This window comes from Brevundimonas denitrificans, from assembly GCF_030160755.1.
Lineage (GTDB): Bacteria > Pseudomonadota > Alphaproteobacteria > Caulobacterales > Caulobacteraceae > Brevundimonas > Brevundimonas denitrificans.
The window spans coordinates 1-18,984 of record NZ_BSOY01000077.1 but is presented as its reverse complement, the minus strand read 5'-3'; the positions used below and the strand labels follow the sequence as shown (position 1 = coordinate 18,984).

General features: G+C 68.4%; 17 protein-coding genes, 3 tRNA genes and 1 pseudogene. 11 read left to right on the top strand and 10 right to left on the bottom strand.

Translation table 11 applies throughout. The features are described 5' to 3' along the window. Nucleotides 1-1,245: ATP-dependent helicase HrpB (gene hrpB / locus QQJ79_RS13425; RefSeq protein ID WP_284223425.1), on the bottom strand; the 1,245-nt coding region annotated here is incomplete at its 3' end. 156 nt (nucleotides 1,246-1,401) lie between these two features. Between hrpB and QQJ79_RS13420 the strand changes: the two genes are divergently transcribed. The 4 genes from QQJ79_RS13420 to QQJ79_RS13405 all read left to right on the top strand — a co-directional run bounded on the left by QQJ79_RS13420 (nucleotide 1,402) and on the right by QQJ79_RS13405 (nucleotide 6,354). Then, complete coding sequence (locus QQJ79_RS13420) at nucleotides 1,402-3,066, top strand: amino acid permease (protein ID WP_284223424.1); 1,665 nt, start codon at nucleotides 1,402-1,404, stop codon at nucleotides 3,064-3,066. A 164-nt stretch (nucleotides 3,067-3,230) separates the two neighbouring features. Further along, on the top strand, nucleotides 3,231-4,916 hold the full coding sequence (locus QQJ79_RS13415) for a hypothetical protein (RefSeq protein ID WP_284223423.1): 1,686 nt from the start codon (nucleotides 3,231-3,233) through the stop codon (nucleotides 4,914-4,916). Between the two features lie 74 nt (nucleotides 4,917-4,990). After that, nucleotides 4,991-5,075, top strand: a tRNA-Leu gene (locus QQJ79_RS13410). A 175-nt stretch (nucleotides 5,076-5,250) separates the two neighbouring features. After that, nucleotides 5,251-6,354 (top strand): PA0069 family radical SAM protein, encoded by a 1,104-nt coding sequence (locus tag QQJ79_RS13405; protein WP_284223422.1) that lies wholly within the window; start codon nucleotides 5,251-5,253, stop codon nucleotides 6,352-6,354. Here the strand turns inward: QQJ79_RS13405 and QQJ79_RS13400 are convergent. Both QQJ79_RS13400 and QQJ79_RS13395 read right to left on the bottom strand, forming a co-directional pair. Further along, the gene (locus tag QQJ79_RS13400; protein WP_284223421.1) at nucleotides 6,351-6,755 is read right to left on the bottom strand and encodes a hypothetical protein; all 405 of its coding nucleotides are present in this window, start codon (nucleotides 6,753-6,755) and stop codon (nucleotides 6,351-6,353) included. The genes QQJ79_RS13405 and QQJ79_RS13400 overlap by 4 nt on opposite strands. A gap of 2 nt (nucleotides 6,756-6,757) precedes the next feature. Continuing rightward, nucleotides 6,758-8,002: a class I SAM-dependent RNA methyltransferase gene (locus tag QQJ79_RS13395; protein WP_284223420.1), complete on the bottom strand. Its 1,245-nt coding sequence runs from the start codon at nucleotides 8,000-8,002 to the stop codon at nucleotides 6,758-6,760. A 208-nt stretch (nucleotides 8,003-8,210) separates the two neighbouring features. Here QQJ79_RS13395 and QQJ79_RS13390 point away from each other — a divergent pair, with 208 nt between their 5' ends. Beyond that, a complete protein-coding gene (locus QQJ79_RS13390; protein ID WP_284223419.1) occupies nucleotides 8,211-8,906 on the top strand; it encodes a glycine zipper family protein in 696 nt (231 codons plus the stop codon). Between the two features lie 202 nt (nucleotides 8,907-9,108). Here the strand turns inward: QQJ79_RS13390 and QQJ79_RS13385 are convergent, their stop codons facing one another. The 5 genes from QQJ79_RS13385 to QQJ79_RS13365 all read right to left on the bottom strand — a co-directional run bounded on the left by QQJ79_RS13385 (nucleotide 9,109) and on the right by QQJ79_RS13365 (nucleotide 15,719). Continuing rightward, a complete protein-coding gene (locus QQJ79_RS13385; RefSeq protein WP_284223418.1) occupies nucleotides 9,109-9,849 on the bottom strand; it encodes a TlyA family RNA methyltransferase in 741 nt (246 codons plus the stop codon). Further along, complete coding sequence (locus QQJ79_RS13380) at nucleotides 9,846-12,575, bottom strand: valine--tRNA ligase (RefSeq protein WP_284223417.1); 2,730 nt, start codon at nucleotides 12,573-12,575, stop codon at nucleotides 9,846-9,848. The genes QQJ79_RS13385 and QQJ79_RS13380 overlap by 4 nt, the downstream gene beginning before the upstream one ends. Nucleotides 12,576-12,661: 86 nt before the next feature. Continuing rightward, complete coding sequence (locus QQJ79_RS13375) at nucleotides 12,662-13,279, bottom strand: DUF2497 domain-containing protein (RefSeq protein WP_284223416.1); 618 nt, start codon at nucleotides 13,277-13,279, stop codon at nucleotides 12,662-12,664. Nucleotides 13,280-13,454: 175 nt separating this feature from the next. After that, nucleotides 13,455-14,960, bottom strand: coding sequence for a TolC family outer membrane protein (locus QQJ79_RS13370; RefSeq protein ID WP_284223415.1), 1,506 nt, complete (start codon nucleotides 14,958-14,960; stop codon nucleotides 13,455-13,457). 129 nt (nucleotides 14,961-15,089) lie between these two features. Continuing rightward, entirely contained in the window at nucleotides 15,090-15,719 is a 630-nt protein-coding gene (locus tag QQJ79_RS13365) for a protein-L-isoaspartate O-methyltransferase family protein (protein WP_284223414.1), read from the bottom strand. A 138-nt stretch (nucleotides 15,720-15,857) separates the two neighbouring features. Here QQJ79_RS13365 and QQJ79_RS13360 point away from each other — a divergent pair. From QQJ79_RS13360 to QQJ79_RS13345, 5 genes and pseudogenes are all read left to right on the top strand, one after another. Continuing rightward, nucleotides 15,858-15,931, top strand: a tRNA-Cys gene (locus QQJ79_RS13360). A gap of 127 nt (nucleotides 15,932-16,058) precedes the next feature. After that, a pseudogene (locus tag QQJ79_RS16090) lies at nucleotides 16,059-16,229 on the top strand (LuxR C-terminal-related transcriptional regulator); the annotation flags it as partial. A 115-nt stretch (nucleotides 16,230-16,344) separates the two neighbouring features. Then, nucleotides 16,345-16,614, top strand: a complete 270-nt coding sequence (locus QQJ79_RS13355) for a hypothetical protein (protein WP_284223413.1) — start codon at nucleotides 16,345-16,347, stop codon at nucleotides 16,612-16,614. A gap of 106 nt (nucleotides 16,615-16,720) precedes the next feature. Beyond that, nucleotides 16,721-17,068: a hypothetical protein gene (locus QQJ79_RS13350; protein WP_284223412.1), complete on the top strand. Its 348-nt coding sequence runs from the start codon at nucleotides 16,721-16,723 to the stop codon at nucleotides 17,066-17,068. Nucleotides 17,069-17,085: 17 nt separating this feature from the next. Next, nucleotides 17,086-17,520: a hypothetical protein gene (locus QQJ79_RS13345; RefSeq protein ID WP_284223411.1), complete on the top strand. Its 435-nt coding sequence runs from the start codon at nucleotides 17,086-17,088 to the stop codon at nucleotides 17,518-17,520. 23 nt (nucleotides 17,521-17,543) lie between these two features. Here the strand turns inward: QQJ79_RS13345 and QQJ79_RS13340 are convergent, their stop codons facing one another. Both QQJ79_RS13340 and QQJ79_RS13335 read right to left on the bottom strand, forming a co-directional pair. Further along, nucleotides 17,544-17,666: a hypothetical protein gene (locus QQJ79_RS13340; protein WP_284223410.1), complete on the bottom strand. Its 123-nt coding sequence runs from the start codon at nucleotides 17,664-17,666 to the stop codon at nucleotides 17,544-17,546. Nucleotides 17,667-17,754: 88 nt separating this feature from the next. After that, nucleotides 17,755-18,558: a TrmH family RNA methyltransferase gene (locus QQJ79_RS13335; RefSeq protein ID WP_284223409.1), complete on the bottom strand. Its 804-nt coding sequence runs from the start codon at nucleotides 18,556-18,558 to the stop codon at nucleotides 17,755-17,757. A 70-nt stretch (nucleotides 18,559-18,628) separates the two neighbouring features. Between QQJ79_RS13335 and QQJ79_RS13330 the strand changes: the two genes are divergently transcribed. Then, nucleotides 18,629-18,703 (top strand) — tRNA-Asn (locus tag QQJ79_RS13330). Nucleotides 18,704-18,984: the final 281 nt, after the last annotated feature.

Here is an 18,984-nt window from a genome sequence, read left to right as displayed (position 1 = left end):
AATCCGGGTCATCCGGCGTCCATGCGCCGTCAGCGCGCCCGCCTCGTCCAGCGCGCCCAGCCGCGTCAGCACCTTGCGCGCCTCGGCGAAGGCCCCCGCCGGCGGCTGGTCCAGCAGGGCCAGCGTCTCCGTCGATCGCGCGCCCCATCGCGCCAGATCGAGGGCGAACCCCGTCAGGTCCGCTTCCAGGATCTCCGGCCGCTGATGCGGCACCAGCCCGCGCGTCGCCGCCTCGTCCCACAGCCGGTAGCAGACGCCCGGCTCGACCCGGCCCGCCCGCCCGCGCCTCTGCTCCGCCGACGACCGGCTGACCCTGACGGTCGCCAGCCGCGTCAGGCCGCTGGACGGCTCAAACCGCGGCACGCGCGACAGGCCGCCGTCGATGACCACCCGGACCCCTTCGATGGTCAGACTGGTTTCCGCCACCGAGGTCGCCAGCACCACCTTGCGCCGCCCGGCGGCCGCCGGCTGGATGGCCCGGTCCTGCGTCTCCCGGTCCAGCGCGCCGTACAAGGGAACCACATCCACCGCCGGATCACGCAGCCGCTCGGCCAGCCGCTGGGCGGTGCGGTGGATCTCCCCCTGCCCCGGCAGGAAGACCAGCACCGATCCCGTCTCCTCGCCCAGAGCCTGCATGACCGCCCGCGCCGCGGCGTCCTCGATCCGCTCGACCGGGTTGCGCCCGACATAGCGGGTCTCGACCGGGAACATCCGGCCCTCGGCCTCGATCACGGGCGCGCCGTCCAACAGACGGGACACCCCGCCGATATCCAGCGTCGCCGACATCACCAGCAGCCGCAGGTCCTCGCGCAACAGCCCCTGCGTCTCCCGCGCCAGCGCCAGGCCCAGGTCGGCATCGAGCGACCGCTCATGAAACTCGTCGAACAGCACGGCCCCGACGCCGTCCAGCCCCGGATCGTCCAGAATCATCCGTGTGAACACGCCCTCGGTGATCACCTCGATCCGGGTCTTCGGCCCGATCCGGCTCTGCAGACGCGTGCGATAGCCGACGGTCTCGCCGGTCGCCTCGCCCAGCGTGGCCGCCATCCGCTCCGCCGCCGCCCGCGCCGCCAGCCTGCGCGGCTCGAGCACGAGAATCTTGCCGCCGCCCAGCCAGCTCTCGCCCAGCAGCGCCAGCGGCACGACCGTCGTCTTGCCCGCTCCCGGAGGCGCGGCGAGCACGGCGGCGGCGCCCGCCGAGAGGGCGGCCTTCAGCGGCTCAAGAACGGCGTGGATCGGCAGCATCGCCATGGCTCTAGACGCTCGGCGCCCCTTCACGAAAGCGTCGTCCAACGTTCACCCTTCGGAAACCGCGTTGCCAGCGGCCCCCCGCGCCGCTAGCGTCCGCGCCATTGAAGGCGGTCCGGGGAGGACTCGCCGTGTATCAGGGGGCGAGACTCGATGTCCGCAGAAGGCCTTAGGCCCAAGGGGAACCGCCTGTTCCTCAAGAAATCCGTAGCCCAGATCCAGAAGGAAGCCGCCAAGAGCGAGCTCAAGCGGTCTCTGGGTCCCATCAATCTGATGAGCCTGGGCATCGGCGCCATTATCGGCGCGGGCATCTTCGTCCTGACCGGCCAGGTCGCCGCCGCCCATGCGGGCCCGGCGATCATGCTGTCGTTCGTGGTCGCGGGCATCGCCTGCGGTCTCGCCGGCCTCTGCTACGCCGAACTGGCCTCGACCATGCCCGTCTCGGGCTCGGCCTACACCTATGCCTACGGCACCCTGGGCGAGGTCTTCGCCTGGATCATGGGCTGGCTGCTGGTGCTTGAATACGGCGTCGCCGCCTCGACCGTCGCGGTCGGCTGGTCCGGCTATGTCGTCTCCATCCTGCGGGACTTCGGCGTCGCCGACGGCCTGTTCCCGATGATCCAGTACGCGGGCGGCGAAGGGCCTTCGTGGGCCACGCCGCTGATCCAGGCGGTGACCTCGGATACGGGCGTCGCCAGCTTCCCGTTGACCGGGACGTTCAACCTGGTCGCCGCCATCGGCATCGCCGCGGTCTGCAGCCTGCTGGTGCTCGGCGTCAGCGAGTCGGCCTCGATCAACAACATCATCGTGATGATCAAGATCGTGGTGCTGCTGACCTTCATCGCCGTCGGGGTCCAGTACATCAACCCCGAGAACTGGGTGCCCTTCATCCCCGAGAACACGACCGGCAAGTTCGGCGAGTACGGGGCTACGGGCATCCTGCGCGGCGCCTCGATCATCTTCTTCGCCTACGTCGGCTTCGAGGCGGTCTCGACCGCCGCGGCCGAGGCCAAGAACCCCTCCAAGGACGTCCCCGTCGGCATTCTCGGGGCCCTGATCGTCTGCACCCTCATCTATATGGCCGTCGCGGCCGTCATGACCGGCGTGGTCCCCTACCTCGAGCTGGCCAGCCCGGCGCCGGTGGCCGTCGCCATCGACCGCATGGGTCTGGAATGGGCCGACACGGCCTTCATCACGCCCGATGGCAGCCCGCTCAACCTGATCAGCTTCCTGATCAAGGTCGGCGCCATCACCGGCCTGTCCTCGGTCATGCTGGTGCTGTGCTACGGCCAGACGCGGATCTTCTACACCATGGCGCGTGACGGCCTTCTCCCGAAAGCCTTCGCCGTCATCCATCCGAAGTTCCGCACGCCCTGGATCGGCACCATCCTGCTGGGCATCCTGATCGCCGTCGCGGCGTCCTTCCTGCCCATCTCGATCCTGGGCGACCTGGTGTCCCTGGGCACGGCCGTCGCCTTCTCCATCGTCTGCCTGAGCGTGATCTTCCTGCGCATCAAGCATCCGGAGATGGAGCGTCCGTTCAAGGTGCCGGGCGGCATCTTCACCGCCGTCCTGGGCATCCTGTCCTGCCTGGCGCTGGCCGGCTTCAACTTCTGGCCGATGATCCAGCACGCCATGGACGGCAACCCGCTGCCGCTCACCATCCTCGGCGCCTATGCCGCGGTCGGGGCCGTGATCTACATCCTCTACGGCTTCTGGCACTCCAAGCTGGCCAAGGGGATCGACATCACCGAAGACACCACGATGTCGTCGCCCGCCGAGGCCATGGGCTCCGGCGTGGACAATCAGAAGGACTGATCCCCGGATCAGCTCTCGAAGACGAAAGGCCCGGGAGCGATCCCGGGCCTTTTTCGTTGCCGGCAGGCCGTCAAGCCGGCCTCGACTCGCCAAACATCGTTCCATGTGGCACCCTTATTCCGGGTTTCATACAACTGGAGGACGCAATGTTCAGGAGAGCGGCGATGGCGGTCCTGACCGCCGCCTTGGCGAGTTCAGTGGCGACGGAAGCGGACGCCCAGACCCCGCGGCCCTTGAAGCAATGGCTCGGGGAGCAGTTCCAGTCGGTCGCGCGAAGTTGTTTGCCGCTTTCGGCCACGAACCAGGCTCCCGAGCGGTACATCCCCGCCGACGTCCGGACGTGGGACACCTTTGCCAACCAGATGGATGCGAGTGTTCCGATCTATTCGCTGGATTCCCTCGGCTCCTATTTCTCGGCCATCTACCTGCGGGGGGAGGGCAGCGCTCTTTCGCGCGCCGGGCAGCCTCTCGGAGTGACCTACGCCGAGAACGAGGCGACCGCCCTTTACAGCCGCCGGGCCAGCAGCACGTTGCAGCACAACTGCTCGACCATGCTGACCGCGTCCGGAAACATCGACATACCGCTGTCGGCCAGTGTTTTCCGGGCGGCGATGAGCACCAGCGCGACGGAGAGTCGAAGCCAGTCAATCTTCCTGTACAGCGGCAGAATCGTCTCGCCGGTGGCGGCGGCTCTGGGCCTGACCTCGACCGAAGTCGATCGTCGTCCGAACGTCGACCGGTTCAGCGTCTACCTGGCCGGGTGGCACTGGTACCGACTGCACCCGGGAATGGCCGACGACGGGAACGCCGACCGCCTCGAGATCACCCATATGGTGGATGCGGCGGCGGCCTATCGCGTGTCCGGTCTGACCCAGGCGACCCTGATGTCCGGCAATGCACGGGTGGCCGCGGCCGTGCCTTTCCTCAGTGCCGCCGCGGAGGCCTCGGGCAATGCTGGATGGAACGCGCAATCGAACAATCGGGGGTTCGGCGTCGCCATCCTGCACCGTCCCCCGGGCGGCGCGACCTTCCCGGGGCCCCGTCGACTGTCGGCCGAGGCCCCTCTGCTTGCCAGCGTCACGCCGGTGGCGGGCAACGCCGCCGTCATCGATGGTCCGCAACCCATCCAGTGGTCGGCCGATCTGTCCGGCGTCCCCACCGCCTATTGCGACCGACTGTTCTGGCAGCTCACGGCGACGCCGGACCAGCCCAGCGACTTCAGCTTTTCGAATTTCGACGTGCGTCCGGCTCCGGAGGGGGTGCGAGTCTGCCGGTTCACCGTCCGCGCCACGCCCGCGCCGAACGCCGGATCAAACGTCGCGCGGCTGGCGTTCGGTGTCAGTTCACTGATCCCGACCGTAGCCGAGGATGTGGCTCCGCCCCTGGTGATCCCCATGGCCTCGACGGACATCGCCGACTATCGCGCCAGCATCAGCCTGGCCAATCCATCAGGCGATCTGGCCTACGCCCTGAACGCCGCGCCGAACCGCGGGCCGCTCACCGTTCCGCTGACCTATCTTCTGAGGGAGAGCGACGGCCGGCGCGCGACGGAGGTCATATCCGGTTCTCCGGAAATCGAGATCACCTGCGGTCAGGCCGAACCCCAGAGCGTGCTGCTTGGACCCCAGGACGTCGTTTTCGGTCGTTCGAACGGCGAAGGCCGCATCACGTTGACGGCGCGGATAGCATCGGGGTCAATCTTCGGTCCGGATGAAACCGAGACGACTTGCCGCCTGGGGGGCAAACTGGTCGTCGCTGTGCAGAATGCGGCCCCCCGAACCCTGAACTTGCCGACCCACAGGTTCACGGTCACCGAGGTGATGCCGACCCCGTCGGTCAGCGCCCGTTGAAGACCCGGTCGGCCCGTGAGCGTTTACGCCCTTGCTCACGGGCCGGCCGACCCTTACCACCCACCCGGACCTGAGCGGATGTGGCGGAACTGGTAGACGCACCAGATTTAGGTTCTGGCGCCGCGAGGCGTGGAGGTTCGAGTCCTCTCATCCGCACCATCCTGTATCGTCCTGAGGGGCTTCGCGGGACGAGGCCTTCCGATGGCGGGTGAAGCAGGATGCTCATGCGAAGCCTTGGCGCAGGGCTTTCCGGAAATGACGTTTGAAAGTCAGCTCAGCCTAGTTGCGCCTGAACAGTTCTTGCTTTGTTCCATTTTCCCGCTAGGATCGCTGAATGGCGGAAGCGGCGAAAGGACGGGGCGCGCGCTCGAATGCGAGCGGGCGGTTTGAACCGGAAACCGTGGAAGCCTTCGATGACGGCTGGACTGGCGACGATGTCGAGGCCGCGCCCCTGCGCACGACCCTGACGCCAGAGCACGCCCGGACCATCATTGCGAAGAACACCAGTCCGGACATCGGTTTCGACCGGTCCATCAACCCCTACAAGGGCTGCGAACATGGCTGCATCTACTGTTACGCCCGTCCGTCCCATGCCTGGATGGGCCTATCCCCGGGCCTGGATTTCGAGAGCCGCCTCTTCTTCAAGCCCGAGGCCGCGCGTCTGCTGGAGCGGGAGCTCGCGAAGCCCCGCTACGTCTGCAAACGCATCCACATAGGCGGCAACACCGACCCCTATCAGCCGGTGGAACGCGAGCTGAATTCGACCCGCTCGATCCTCGAGGTGATGCAGCGCTTCCATCACCCGTTCAGCATCATTACCAAGTCGGTGCTGATCGCCCGCGACGTCGACATTCTGGGCCCCATGGGCCGCGCCGGCCTGGCCTCGGCCTGCGTCTCCATCACCACCCTGGACCGGGGCCTGGCCCGCGCCATGGAGCCTCGCGCCTCGACCCCCGCCAAACGGCTCGAAGCCGTCTCCCGCCTCGCCGACGCCGGCTGCCCGGTCACAGTCGGCTTCGCCCCCGTCATCCCCGGCCTCAACGACCACGAACTGGAATCGGTGCTGGAGGCGGCGTCGAAAGCGGGGGCGACCTCCGCCATGTATGTGACCCTGCGCCTGCCGCTCGAGATCAAGGACCTGTTCCGCGAATGGCTGGCCGACGCCCGACCCGAGCGCGCCGCCCGCGTCATGTCGCTGATCCGCCAGACCCGCGGCGGCAAGGACTATGACGCCGACTGGTCCCAGCGGATGAAGGGGACCGGTCCGGTCGCCGAACTGATCGCGGCGCGCTTCAAGGCGGCGGTCAAACGCTACGGGCTCGACGCGCCGCGCGTCCCGCTGGACGAGACCCGGTTCCGCGTGCCGGCCGACGCAAAGGTCCAGGGCGATCTCTTTGACCTTCCTTCCTCCGAGATGGAGGAAGGGATCATAGTTTAGTCCTCGTATGCGGCGGACGGGTCGATGGCGTGGGTGACCAGATCGCGCCAGGTCGGATCGCTGGCGTCGACCAGATCGACATCCTCCATCAGGGCCACCGCCCCGCCGCCGTCCGGCAGGATCAGGCCCAGCACCTCCATCTCCTCGCCGTCGGGCCCGAGGTGGGTCTCGGCCTGGACCGCCACCGCCGCCTGCCCCGCCCCGTCGTCGTCCCACCAGATCACCGGCTGCGGCAGCGCCATGGCGATCGGACGTGGATCGTCGGTGTCGCCGAGGGCGAACACGGCCCGGCGCGCCTGGACATCGTCCAGCGTCGCCACGACCCCGGTGAAGGGCGTGAGCCGTGTCCAGTCCTCGGCGTCGAAACCGCCGCCATCCTCATCGGGCAGGTTGTCGTTCATCGTCATCGCCGGAACACTCCCACCAGCTCCACATGCGCGGACCAGAGGAACTGGTCCACCGGGGTCACCCGCTCCAGCCGGAAACCGGCGTCGATCAGCACCCGCGCGTCGCGGGCGAAGGTCACCGGATTGCACGACACCCCGACCACGACCGCCGCCTTCGTCCCCGGCAGCTGCCGCGTCTGCTCCAGAGCGCCGGCGCGGGGCGGGTCCAGCACCACGGCGTCGCAACCGCGCAGGTCGAAGGGGGCCAGGGGCCTGCGAAAGAGGTCGCGGGCCTCGGCCGTGATCGCCTTCATTCCCGGCCCCGTCCCGATCCCAGCCTTCAGCGCCGCGATCCCCGCCGCCGATCCGTCCGCCGCCAGCACCGGCGCCACGGTCGCGAGCGGGAAGGTGAAGGTCCCGGCGCCGCAAAACAGATCCGCGATCTTCTTCGCCCCGCGCACCGCCGCAACCGCGCGCGCGACCATGGCGGCCTCCGCCTCTGGCACGGCCTGCAGGAACCCGCCGGGCGGCAGGGGCACGGTCGCCGGACCGAAGGCCACCTTCGGCAGCCGTTCCATCATCAGGACGTCCCCGGCGAGACTCAGCCGCGCCAGCTCCGCCGCGGCCGCCGCCTCGATCGCCCGCATCCGGGCGTCGCCCGACAGTCCGCCCGAGCGCCGCTCGACCCCCGTCACATCGACGTCCAACCCGGTGAGAGTCGCCGTCACATGCAGGGTCGGGGCCGATTTCGGATGCTCGAGAAAGGCTTCGGCCACCCGCGCCAGCGCCGGAAAGGCCGCCACCAGCCGGGGATCGGCCACCGGACAGGCGGTCACCTCGACCAGCCTCCAGCTCTTGCGCGCCTTGAACCCCAGCACGACCCGCCCGTCCTCGCCGCGCCGCGCATGCAGGGCCAGCCGCCGCCGCGTTCCCGGCGGCACGGCCACCGTGGCCTCGATCTCGGTCTCGATCCGCTCGCGGGCCAGGGCCTGCCGCACCTGCTCCCGCTTCCAGTCCAGATACGGTCCCGACGCCCAGTGCTGCAGCGAGCATCCGCCGCAGTCGCCGTAGTGGGGCGAGACCGGCGCGATCCGGTCGGGGCTGGCCGCCAGGATCTCCGCCGCTTCCAGTCGCCCGTCGCGCACCTCGCCCCGCACGGTTTCGCCCGGCAGGGTCAGGGGGGCGAACACGGGTCCGGCCGGCGTGTCGGCGATCCCGTCGCCCTGCCCGCCCATGCGGCTGATGGTCAGCGTCTCCGTCATCGGCCGCTTCTAGAGCGAAATCGGTTCGGGCGCGATTGCGTCCGGACTCAGATTTCGCGCCCGCCTCCAGGGCCTCCCGCCCTCCGACGAAACCTGAACGAAGATGAACGGCCCGATCAAAGCCCGTTCAGTTTCGCTGGCCTATTCCTCGTCATCACAGAAACAGGCGCCGACATCCGGCGCCCGCCCTTCAACCAGGATCATGCCGATGTTCGCCCGTCTGCCCCTCAAGACCGCCTTTGGCGCCGCCGCCCTCGCCGCCGCCGGCCTGATGCTGACCCCGGCCGCCGCCTCGGCCCAGGCCTACAGCTACCAGGGTTCGCCCCAGCCCTATTCGGGCGGCTACAACAGCCAGCCCTACGGATATGCGCAACAGTCCGGCTACGGCTACGGCCAACAACCTGACTATGGTTATGATCGCTCCTACGGCCAGTCGTACGACCGCTCAAACTATAACTGCCGCAGCGAGCGCCGCGGCCGTACGGGCGCCGGCGCCGCCGTCGGCGCGACCTTCGGCGCCGTGATCGGCTCGCAAATGGGCGCCCGCGGCCGCCGCACAGAGGGCAGCGTCCTCGGCGCCGTGATCGGCGGCGCGCTCGGCGCGGCCGTTGGCAACGACTCGGCCCGCAACTGCACCGACGGGTACAGCGGCCACGTCCAGTACGACGACCGTGGTTACGACAGCCGCTACCAGGATTCCGGGCGCTACCGCTACGAGGACCGCGGCTACAGCAGCCAGGGCTATGCCGGGTACGACAATCGCTACGACGACCGGGGCTACGGCGATGACCGCGGCTACCAGTACCAGTCGGACGACCGCTACCAGTCCGACTGCCGCCCCGTCGCCGTTCAGAGCCGCGACCGCTACGGCCGCACGGTCACCCGCTACCAGCAGACCTGCTGACAGAATTGCGTCGCCGATTATTTTTCAGCCCCCCTGTCGATCGGCGGCGTGACGGAGACCCCCGGTGGAGCAATCCACCGGGGGTTTTTCCTTTTTGGGCGCTAACGCTCGCCGCGCGGCGGCTCGCTGCTTGAGCGCCGGCCGTCTCCTCCCCATGCAATGGGGAGGGGGACCATGCGAAGCATGGTGGAGGGGCGTCGCCTCAGCCTCGGTCCCGCCGCCGCGCCCACAGCAGGAACTCCACATTCCCGTCCCCGCCGGTGATCGGGCTTTCCGCCGTCGCCTGCACCGCCCAGCCCTCGCCTTCCAGCCAGGCCGAGACCGCGCCCAACGCCGCCTGCTGCGCGGCTGGATTCTTGACCACGCCCTTCTTCGTCCCGCCCGGCCCCGTCGCCTCGAACTGCGGCTTGACCAGGGTCACGAGGTCCGCGTCCGGCGCCGCCAGCGACAGCGCCGCCGGCAGCACCTTGGCCAGGCCGATGAAGCTGGCGTCGCAGACGATCAGCTGCGGGGCCGCCGGGATCAGCGCCGGCGTCAGATCGCGCGCGTCGGTCTGCTCCAGATTGACCACGCGCGGGTCCGCCGCGACCCGCGCATGCATCTGCCCCGAGCCGACATCGACGGCGAACGCCCGCGCCGCGCCACGCGACAGACAGACCTCGGTGAACCCGCCCGTCGAGGCGCCGACATCCAGCACCGTCCGGCCCTCGACCGCGACGGGCCACAGGGTCAGGGCGTGATCCAGTTTCAACGCTCCCCGCCCGACCCAGTGATGGGCGTCGGCGTAGGCGATGACCGCATCGTCGCCGACGGCCTGCGAGGCGGCCTTGGCGGGAACCCCGTTGACCGTCACCCCGCCCGCCTCGATCGCCGCCTTCGCCCGCGCCCGGCTCTCCGCCAGTCCGCGGGCGACCAGCCACTGGTCGAGGCGGACCTTGCTCACCCCACCGCGTCCAGCCGCGCCAGCGCCGCCTGCAGCTTCGCCTTGCCGGCCTCGGCCTCGGCCAGCTTCTGGCGCTGTTCCTCGACGACCTCAGGGGCCGCGCGATCGACGAAATTCGGATTGCCGAGCTTCTTGTTGAAATGGCCGATGTCGCTGTCGAAGGCCGCGATTTCCTTGGCCAGACGCGCACGCTCCGCCGACAGGTCGATGATCCCCGCCAGCGACAGCGCGGCGGTCGCGCCGCCCGAGACGAAGGTCACCGCCCCCTCGGCCGCCGCCTCGACCGTCGACAGGTCCGAAACCCGGCCCAGGGTCAGGATCAGGTCGCGGTGACGGGCGATCCGGGCGGCGGTGACCGCGTCGGGCGCGATGAAGGACAGGCCGGGCTTGGCGCCCTGCGGCACATTCATTTCGGCCTTCAGCTGGCGGATTTCGGTGACCAGATCGACCAGCCAGCCGGTCTCGCCCTCGGCCGCCGCGTCGATGAAGCTGTCCGGCAGATCCGGCCAGGCCGCCCCGATCAGGGTCGCCTCGCTCCGCGCCGCGCCCACCCCGGCCAGCTTGTCCCACAGCTCTTCGGTGATGAAGGGCATGATCGGGTGCATCAGCTTCAGGGTCTGATCGAGCGTCCAGGCGGTCATGGCCCGGGTCTCGGCCTTCGCCGTCTCGTCCGATCCCATGAACACCGGCTTGGCCAGCTCCAGGTACCAGTCGCAGAACACGTTCCAGACGAAGCGGTACAGGGCCGAGGCCGCGTCGTCGAAACGCCCGCCCTCGATGGCCTCGCTGACCGCGCGCTCGGCCTTCGTCAGCTCGCCGCGGATCCAGCGGTTGATGGTCTGGTCGACGGCGGCGGGATCGAAGCCCTCGACCCGCTTCGCCTCATTCATCTGCGAGAAGCGCGCCGCGTTCCACAGCTTGGTGCCGAAGTTGCGATAGCCTTCAATACGTTGTCGCGACAACTTGATATCGCGAGTTCCCGACAGAATGGCCATGGTGAAGCGCAACGGATCGGCGCCCAGTTCGTCGATGATGCCGAGGGGGTCGATGACGTTCCCCTTCGACTTGCTCATCTTCTGGCCCTTCTCGTCGCGGACCAGTCCGTTGATGATGACCCGCCGGAACGGCACTTCATCCATGAAGTGAAGTCCCATCATCATCATGCGGGCGACCCAGAAGAAGATGATGTCCGCCGCCGTCACCAGATCGCTGGTCGGATAGAAGCGTTCGAGGTCCTCGGTCTTCTCCGGCCAGCCCATGGTCGAGAACGGCCACAGGGCTGAACTGAACCAGGTGTCGAGGACGTCCTCGTCCTGCGTCAGCGGCTTGCCGCCGGCCTGCGCGACAGCCTCGGCCTCGCTCTCCGCGACGTAAATGTTTCCGTCCGCGTCATACCAGGCCGGAATGCGGTGGCCCCACCACAGCTGGCGGCTGATGCACCAGGGCTCGATGTTGCGCAGCCATTCGAAATAGATCTTCTCGTAGCTCTTCGGCTCGAAGACCGTATCGCCCTGCTCCACCGCCTTGATGGCCGGCTGGGCCAGCGTATGAGCATCGACGTACCACTGGTCCGTCAGCCAGGGCTCGATCACCACGCCCGAGCGATCGCCGTGCGGGATGACGTGCCGGGTCTTCTCGATTTCCTTGAGCCAGCCTTCGGCCTCGGCCCGGGCGACGATGGCCTTGCGCGCGGCGAAGCGGTCCATGCCCTCGTATTCAGCGGGCAGGTCCGGCGTGTCCGCGGCGGTGATCCGACCGAAGGCGTCCATGACGTTGAGCGACATCTCCAGCCCGGCCCGCTTGCCGACCTGGAAGTCGTTGAAGTCGTGGGCCGGGGTGATCTTCACCGCGCCCGAGCCCTTGGTCGGATCGGCGTAGTCGTCGGCGACGGGAATGCGGCGGCCCACGATCGGCAGGGTCACGAACTTGCCGACCAGCCCCGCATAGCGCGCGTCCTCCGGATGCACCGCCACGCCGGTGTCGCCCAGCATGGTCTCCGGCCGGGTCGTGGCCACGACGATATGGTCGCGGGTCTCATATTCGGTCGGCTGCCCGTCGCCGTCCCAGGCGACCGGGTGCTCATAGGTCACGCCGTCCGCCAGCGGATAGGCGAAATGCCAGTAGAAGCCGTCCATCTCGCGCTGCTCGACCTCGAGGTCCGAGATCGCCGTCTGGAAATGCGGGTCCCAGTTGACCAGCCGCTTGTCGCGATAGATCAGGCCTTCCTTGTGCAGCTGGACGAAGACCTTGCGCACGGCGATCTGAAGGTCCGGATCCAGGGTGAACCGCTCGCGGCTCCAGTCACAGGACGAGCCCAGACGCCGCAGCTGGTTCTGGATCGAGCCGGCGCTGGTCGCCTTCCATTCCCAGACCTTGGCCACGAAGGCGTCGCGGCCCATGTCCCGGCGGCTGATGTTGCCCGCGGCCGCCAGCTGGCGCTCGACCACCATCTGGGTGGCGATGCCGGCGTGATCCGTGCCGGGCAGCCACAACACGGCCTTGCCGCGCATCCGGTGATAGCGGGCCAGGATGTCCTGCAGGGTGTTGTTCAGCGCATGGCCGATGTGCAGCGAGCCGGTCACATTGGGCGGCGGGATGACGATGGAATAGGCGTCGGCGGCGCCGTCGGTGGCGCGGGCGTCGCGCGGCGCGAACACGCCGCTGTCCTCCCACATCGCATACAGGCGCGGTTCGGCGGCGGTCGGGTCGAAGGTCTTGTCGAGCATGGGGGCGGTCTTCAGACAAAAGATAAGGGCGGCCCCGACTGGAGCCGCCCCGGAATGATCTAGCCTTGATCGGGTCGCGGGTGAAGTCAGCCGGCGTTGCGGGCGATGCGTTCGACTTCCTTGCGTACCTGGGTCTCGACGATGGCCGGCAGGTTGGCGTCCAGCCACTCCTTCAGCATCGGCCGCAGCAGGCTGCGGGCCAGTTCATCGACGGTCGGGCCGGAGCCGCCCGCGGTTTCAATGGGGTCCGGCCGCCGGACGGTGGAGGCGAGACCGGCGAAGGCCGAGGCGGCGCTGGCCGCGGCGCTGTCGCCGACCAGGTTGTCATAGGCCGGAGCCGGCGCCCGCGGTTCGGGCGCATAGGCCTCGACCGGTTCATCGACGAAGACCGGCTCGGCGACCGGCGCGCTGGGGAAGGGCTCCGCCGGGGAGATGTCGAGGTCGCCGAGGCTCTCGGCGGCCGGGGCCTCATAGGCGTCGGTCAGTTCCAGCACATCCTCTTCGGACGCATGGGGCTCTTCCATCGACGGGGTTTCGTCCATCAGGGCGGACGAGACGACGGGTTCGGGTTCCGGCGCGGCTTGAGGCTCGGGCGCGGCGGCGACCGGAGCGGTTTCAGCCGGGGCGTCGTCCTCGGAAATGATCCGGCGGATCGACGCCAGGATTTCCTCCATCGTCGGTTCCTGGGCGGTCTGGTCGGTCATGTCGAAACCCCGGGGGCGCGCGGCGAACGCACGATCAAGTCCAATTGCGGCAAGGAAGAGGAGACCCCTCCCACGCCATGTCGTCGCATCTCAGCCCGCTGGAATCAACGGGCGTTTTCGCGTCACAGGTTAACGGACGCGCCCCACAGTCGCGCAACAGGCGACCTGAAGGCCGTCAGTCGCGCGGCGCCGTCCGGACGACCTCGGATTTCAGCTGGGCGTCGATCGGCGCATCCTCGGCGTCATTGGCGGGCACGACGGCCGGCGACGCGATGCGGTCGATGGCCTCGACGATCCCGTCCCACGGCAAGCCGCCGCGGTTGCGCACCCGGTTATAGTTGGCGGCCGGATCATAGACGGTCATCGCGGCGTCCAGATCCTGGCCTTCCAGCCGACCCATGGCGGCCAGAAGATTGGCCTGGGCGACGTATTCGTTGCGGCGGGCGCTGGCCAGGGTGACCTGGGCGTTGCGCAGCTCCAGCTCCTGGTTCAGCACGTCCAGGGTCGTACGCAGGCCGACCTGGGCCTCCTGCCGCACGCCCTCGGCGGCCACGGTCGCGGCGCGAACCGCTTCCTCGCCGGCCTGGAGCGTGGCGCGGGACGAGATCGACTGGGCATAGGCCGAACTGACCGCCTGAAGCGTGTTGCGGCGCGCGCCCTCGACATTGATCTGGGCGACGTTGGCGCGTTCCAGCGCCTGGGCGACGCGGGAGCTGTTCAGTCCGCCGGTGAAGAGCGGCACAGAGATCGTCGCGCCGGCCTGGAAGCGGGTGTTGTCGGCGATGTCGCCCAGGCGGTCCAGATCGTCGGCCGAGCCGCCGTAGGAGGCCGTCAGGCGGGCCGACGGCATATACTCCGCCTTGGCCGCCGCCACATTGGCCTCAGCCGCGCGCTGGCTGTAAATGGCCGAGCGGATGGCCGGATTGTCAGTCAGGGCGACGTCCAGGGCGTTGTCGAAGTCGGTGGGAATACCCGGCAACACCGGCATCGGCTCCAGGTCCCCCGGCGCCTGGCCGACGACCGCGGCATAGGCCGCGCGCGACACCGACAGCTGGGCCCGGGCGTTGGCCAGGTCGGCCTCGGTCTGGGCCAGTCGGGATTCGGACTGGGCCACGTCCGTGCGGGTGATCTCGCCGACCTCGAACCGGGCCGAGGCCTCTTCCAGCTGGCGTTGCAGGACGCCGAGGTTGGACTGGCGGATGGCCAGGATTTCACCGTCGCGGATGACGTCGGCGTAGGCCTGGATCACCGAGGTGAGAACGGTCTGTTCGATGTCGCGCAGATCCTCGCGGCCGGCGAGGATGTTAGCTTCCGCCGCCGAAATGCCGTGTCCGATGCGTCCGCCGGACCACAGGGTCTGGGACAGGCCGATGCTGACCCCGCCGCTGTCGCTCTCCACCACGCCGCCCGTGGTGAAAGGCGGCGTGCCCGTGACGGGCGAATCCGTGCGGCTGTAGTTGGCGCTGGCGCTGACATCGAGCGACGGTCGCAGACCGGCCCGCGCCTGGACGATCGACTCGTCGAGCGCGCGCTGGTTGGCCCGCTGGGCCAGCAGCGACGGGTTGGTCTGATAGGCCAGGGCCAGCGCTTCCTTCAGCGTTTCGGCCCACGCGGGAGCGCTCATGCCGGTGAGCACGGCGATGACGGCGACCGAGGCGAGCGCGCGCGTACGTTTCAGCATGTCTGTTCCTGCCTGGCGCGGGGAAGCGCGCCCTTCGTATCTCTTAGGTCTGATGCGGGACGGTTTGCGCCCGCGCCAGTTAAGTTTTTTTCACGCGCCCGCCGGGAAAGTCCGTCGAGGTCGGCGATCCTACAGTGCGAAGATGGGAATGGGCGAGAGTTCCGCCAGCATCGGCGGTGAGGCGTTGAACAGCTCGCGGCGGGACACGCCCTGCTCGCCGCGCACATACAGCACCGCCTTGCCCACCGGACCGGTGCGCTCGACGACCGCCAACCGCCCCCCGACGTTCAGGACCTTCAGCCAGGCGTCCGGCCGTCCGGGGACCGCGCCCTCGCAGACGATGACGTCATAGGCCCCGTCCGCCGGCGTGTTGAGCGGCGCCGTCACCGTACGGACGCCCTCTTCCGCCAACACCTCGCCGACAACGCCGAACACGGCGTCATCCGATTCCTGGGCGGTCGAATCGAGGCCGAGCCGCGCCAGCACCGCGGCGGCATAGGGCGCCGCGAGGGCAAGCGCCGTCTCGCCCGGCTTCGCGTCAACCGCCATCAGCAGTTTCGACAGGTCGCGCGCCAGCATCAGCCTGCGCCCGCCGGCGATCTCTGGCTCGATCTCGGCATAGGCCGAATACGCCCGCTCCGCCGGCAGGAACCGCTCGCGCGGCACGGCCAGAAGCGCGGCCTGCAGGGCGCGATCAGTCACATCGTTCACGCGGACCTGGCTGTCGACCATGACCTTGCGGGCGGCGGCGAAATCCATGGAGCGACGATCCTGCGGCTATGGGCGCCCGGCGACAGCCGGGAAATCTGGCGCGCTTATAGGTCTGTGCGTTGCGGGGGACAATCCGATCTGATAGCGAACGCCCCTCGCGATGGCGTGGTCGTTCCAACGGCCCAGGGCCTGATGGCGGAGTGGTTACGCGCCGGATTGCAAATCCGTGTACCCGAGTTCGATTCTCGGTCAGGCCTCCATCGCGATTTCGACCCCCTTCCCTCATCATCACCGCTGACAAGCGTTGATTGCAGCCGTGCGGCGCAATGCCCGTTTCGGTCAGCCTCTTCCCGTGATTAAGGTACGTCGGGAGCCGGGGGGCGACGCATGCCGAGCCGTACAGATCGACTGACCGACCGCGAGCGCGAATGCCTTCGCCTCGTCCATGCGCACATGAACTCCAAGCAGATCGCCCGCCGCCTGGGCATCAAGCCCTCGACCGTCGACCGTCACTGTGAGAACGCGGCGCGCAAGCTGAACGCGTCCGGACGGGTCGATGCGGCCCTCCTGCTTCTGGCCGAACAGCCTGTTCCGAATGACTCGGTATCCGAACCGGTCCCAATCGCCGCCGTCGCCGCCACGCGCCCTTCTGTCCCGGCGAAAGGGGCCATCCATGACCAATACCGAACGACAGGTGCCGGGCATCAGCTGGGCGGAGCTTCAGACAGTGCTTCTCTCACTGGCCGATACCCCGGTGAAGCAGATGATGGTCAATCATCTGGTCGGCGGGACGCGCAAACAGGCGGCGTTCCTCTCTCCGGAAGCCACCTTCAGGGAGATCCTGCACATCGGGGCAGCCCTGCTGGATTCCGGCTTCCAGCCTTCGGAATCGGACATGAAGTCCTCGGACGCGTCCTGTTTGTCTTCACCATTGCCGCAATAGCCGCTCTGGTCCTGACGAGCGTCATTGGCGCGGAACGGTTCGCCTTCGTTCTGCAAGGCATCCGGTACGGCGGCTGATCCGCGTCGCTTCTTGAATAGGTGAGCGAATGAAACGCAGCGAACATGCGGCGACCGTTGTCGCGCGCCTGGCGACGGACCTGTTCCAGGCCGAAGCCAGCCAGGACGAAGCCGTCAACCAGCTCGGCCGGCTGGCCCAGTCCCTGACCCGAAGCCGCCGCGAGGCCGGCCTTGCGGCCACAGTGGGACAGGCGGCCTTCGACGCCCTGGCGGATGCGGTCACGGCGCAGATCGGGGCGCAGCGTGCGGTGGTCGCGCTCCACGACGCCCTGGCCGATGTGAAGCGAAACACCTCCTTCCGGGGCGTTCAGATGGGGGGTCTGGAGAAGGCGGAGCAGCCGATCCCACGTCCCTCGGGGCTTGCGCTCGTGTCCTGAGTTGGCGATGCCAGGGAATGTCGCCGATCTATGCGGTCTCCCTGGTTCTGCTCATCGTATCCGCGGCGCTCGCACTCTGGCGCGGCGGATGGTCGGAACGCGCGACGGCGGTCGTCCTGGTCCTGACCTGGATCGGGACGGCCCTTGCGCCCTTCAACCACACAGAGCCGCCATGGGTCGCCATCGGGCTCGACGGCGCCGCCATGTTGTTCCTGCTGTATCTCGCCCTCTACTCGAAACGCCGATGGACGGTCTGGGCGACCGCGTTCCAGTTCCTGCTGATGGCCAACCACCTGGCCTTCGTCCGTTTCCATGAACTGGAGCAGTGGGCCTATGTCACGGCCTATTACGTCTGGGGCGACGCGGTCCTGCTGTCGCTGATCGCGGGCGTCCTCTGGCGGGCGCGCGACGCCTCGCCGAAGGCCGTACAGGACGCCGGAAGGATCGACTGAGCGGAACGGTCCCGAAACGGCGGTCAGGCGACCGGCGCGGTGATCCAGCCGATGATGCTGGCGGCGCTGACGCCCGCAGCGACGATGCCGACCGCCAGCGCGATTCGCGCATTGCGGAGAATGAAGACGAAAACGCCACCAAACATGATTGAACTCCCCCGGACGCCCTACAGCGACACAGCTTTGCCGGTTCATCAAGGTGTACAAAGCGTTAATCGCGATTTGGTGATCGTTTCACGCCCGTCGGGTGAAATGATGCAGCGCAATTCCACTGGCGACCGAAACATTCAGCGAATCGAAGCCGCCTGACATCGGAATCCCGACCGGCCGGCAGCGCTGGATCACCGCCGGCGCCAGCCCCGGCCCCTCCGGCCCCAGCACAATGGCGATCCGGCCGCCGCGCGGCGTCCGGTCCAGCGGCTCGCTCGCGCCCGGCGTCAGCGCCAGCACCTCGAACCCGGCCGCCTTCAGCCCCTCAACCATGGCCAGGGCGTCCAGACCGGTCGCCATCGGCGTCCGGAGCACCGCCCCCACGGACACCCGGATGGCCTTGCGATAGAAGGGGTCGCAGCAGTGCGCGTCCAGCAGCACCGCTCCGGCCCCGAAGGCCGCGGCGTTGCGGAACACCCCGCCCATATTGTCGTGATTGCCGATCCCGCATGCCGCCACCACCACGGCGTCCGGCCCGGTTCCGGCCAGGCAGGTCTCGAGAGACCGGACCGGCGGCTTCTCGCCCAGCGCCAGGATCCCGCGGTGCAGGTGAAAACCCGCGATCGCATCCAGCACCGACTGACTCGCGACATAGACCGGCGTCTCGTCCGCCGCCCCGGCGAGGACGTCGGCCAGCCCTTCGACCCGTTTTCTGTCCAGCAAAAAAGCCACGGGCCGGCACAGGGACCGGTCCGACATCAGCACATTCAGCACCACCTCGCCCTCGGCCACGAACAGGCCCTGCCTGCCCGTGAGGTCCCGTTCGCGGATATCGCGGAAGCCGGCGATGCGCGGATCGTCGGGCTGGTCGATGCGGATCACGGCCAAGATCGGATATTTCCCGTTGCGTCAGTCTGACTCGCGCTGCTATAGCGCCCGCCTTCCCGAGAGGAAGTGTTCCGCGGTAGCTCAGTGGTAGAGCAGCCGACTGTTAATCGGCTGGTCGTAGGTTCGAATCCTACCCGCGGAGCCACTCTTTCCCACCACAGCGTCAGACCGAAAAAAAGCCCGACGCGAGCGCCGGGCTGAAGAAGTTCGGTGATGGTGGGTGTCCTCGAAGATGGAAGACATCCCTCCGTTGCCCTGAATTGGTTAATCGATCGTAAATCGGTCACCCGGCGTCCGGCAGCCAGGTCGTCTGCCGCCCGCCCGCCGGGCCGCTCCAGACCACGCGCCAGCCGGCGCCGGCGCGTTCGACCCGCGTCTCGGCCTGCCCGCCCCCTGCCCCCTCGCCCGGCCAGATGAAGGCTCGTC

Bases quoted from the DNA above. Each gene is read 5' to 3' on its own strand.
- QQJ79_RS13420 (WP_284223424.1), top strand. From the start codon at position 1,402: ATGTCCGCAGAAGGCCTTAGGCCCAAGGGGAACCGCCTGTTCCTCAAG.
- QQJ79_RS13415 (WP_284223423.1), top strand. From the start codon at position 3,231: ATGGCGGTCCTGACCGCCGCCTTGGCGAGTTCAGTGGCGACGGAAGCG.
- QQJ79_RS13405 (WP_284223422.1), top strand. From the start codon at position 5,251: ATGGCGGAAGCGGCGAAAGGACGGGGCGCGCGCTCGAATGCGAGCGGG.
- QQJ79_RS13400 (WP_284223421.1), bottom strand. From the start codon at position 6,755: ATGAACGACAACCTGCCCGATGAGGATGGCGGCGGTTTCGACGCCGAG.
- QQJ79_RS13395 (WP_284223420.1), bottom strand. From the start codon at position 8,002: ATGACGGAGACGCTGACCATCAGCCGCATGGGCGGGCAGGGCGACGGG.
- QQJ79_RS13390 (WP_284223419.1), top strand. From the start codon at position 8,211: ATGTTCGCCCGTCTGCCCCTCAAGACCGCCTTTGGCGCCGCCGCCCTC.
- QQJ79_RS13380 (WP_284223417.1), bottom strand. From the start codon at position 12,575: ATGCTCGACAAGACCTTCGACCCGACCGCCGCCGAACCGCGCCTGTAT.
- QQJ79_RS13375 (WP_284223416.1), bottom strand. From the start codon at position 13,279: ATGACCGACCAGACCGCCCAGGAACCGACGATGGAGGAAATCCTGGCG.
- QQJ79_RS13370 (WP_284223415.1), bottom strand. From the start codon at position 14,960: ATGCTGAAACGTACGCGCGCGCTCGCCTCGGTCGCCGTCATCGCCGTG.
- QQJ79_RS13365 (WP_284223414.1), bottom strand. From the start codon at position 15,719: ATGGATTTCGCCGCCGCCCGCAAGGTCATGGTCGACAGCCAGGTCCGC.
- QQJ79_RS13355 (WP_284223413.1), top strand. From the start codon at position 16,345: ATGACCAATACCGAACGACAGGTGCCGGGCATCAGCTGGGCGGAGCTT.
- QQJ79_RS13350 (WP_284223412.1), top strand. From the start codon at position 16,721: ATGAAACGCAGCGAACATGCGGCGACCGTTGTCGCGCGCCTGGCGACG.
- QQJ79_RS13345 (WP_284223411.1), top strand. From the start codon at position 17,086: ATGTCGCCGATCTATGCGGTCTCCCTGGTTCTGCTCATCGTATCCGCG.
- QQJ79_RS13340 (WP_284223410.1), bottom strand. From the start codon at position 17,666: ATGTTTGGTGGCGTTTTCGTCTTCATTCTCCGCAATGCGCGAATCGCG.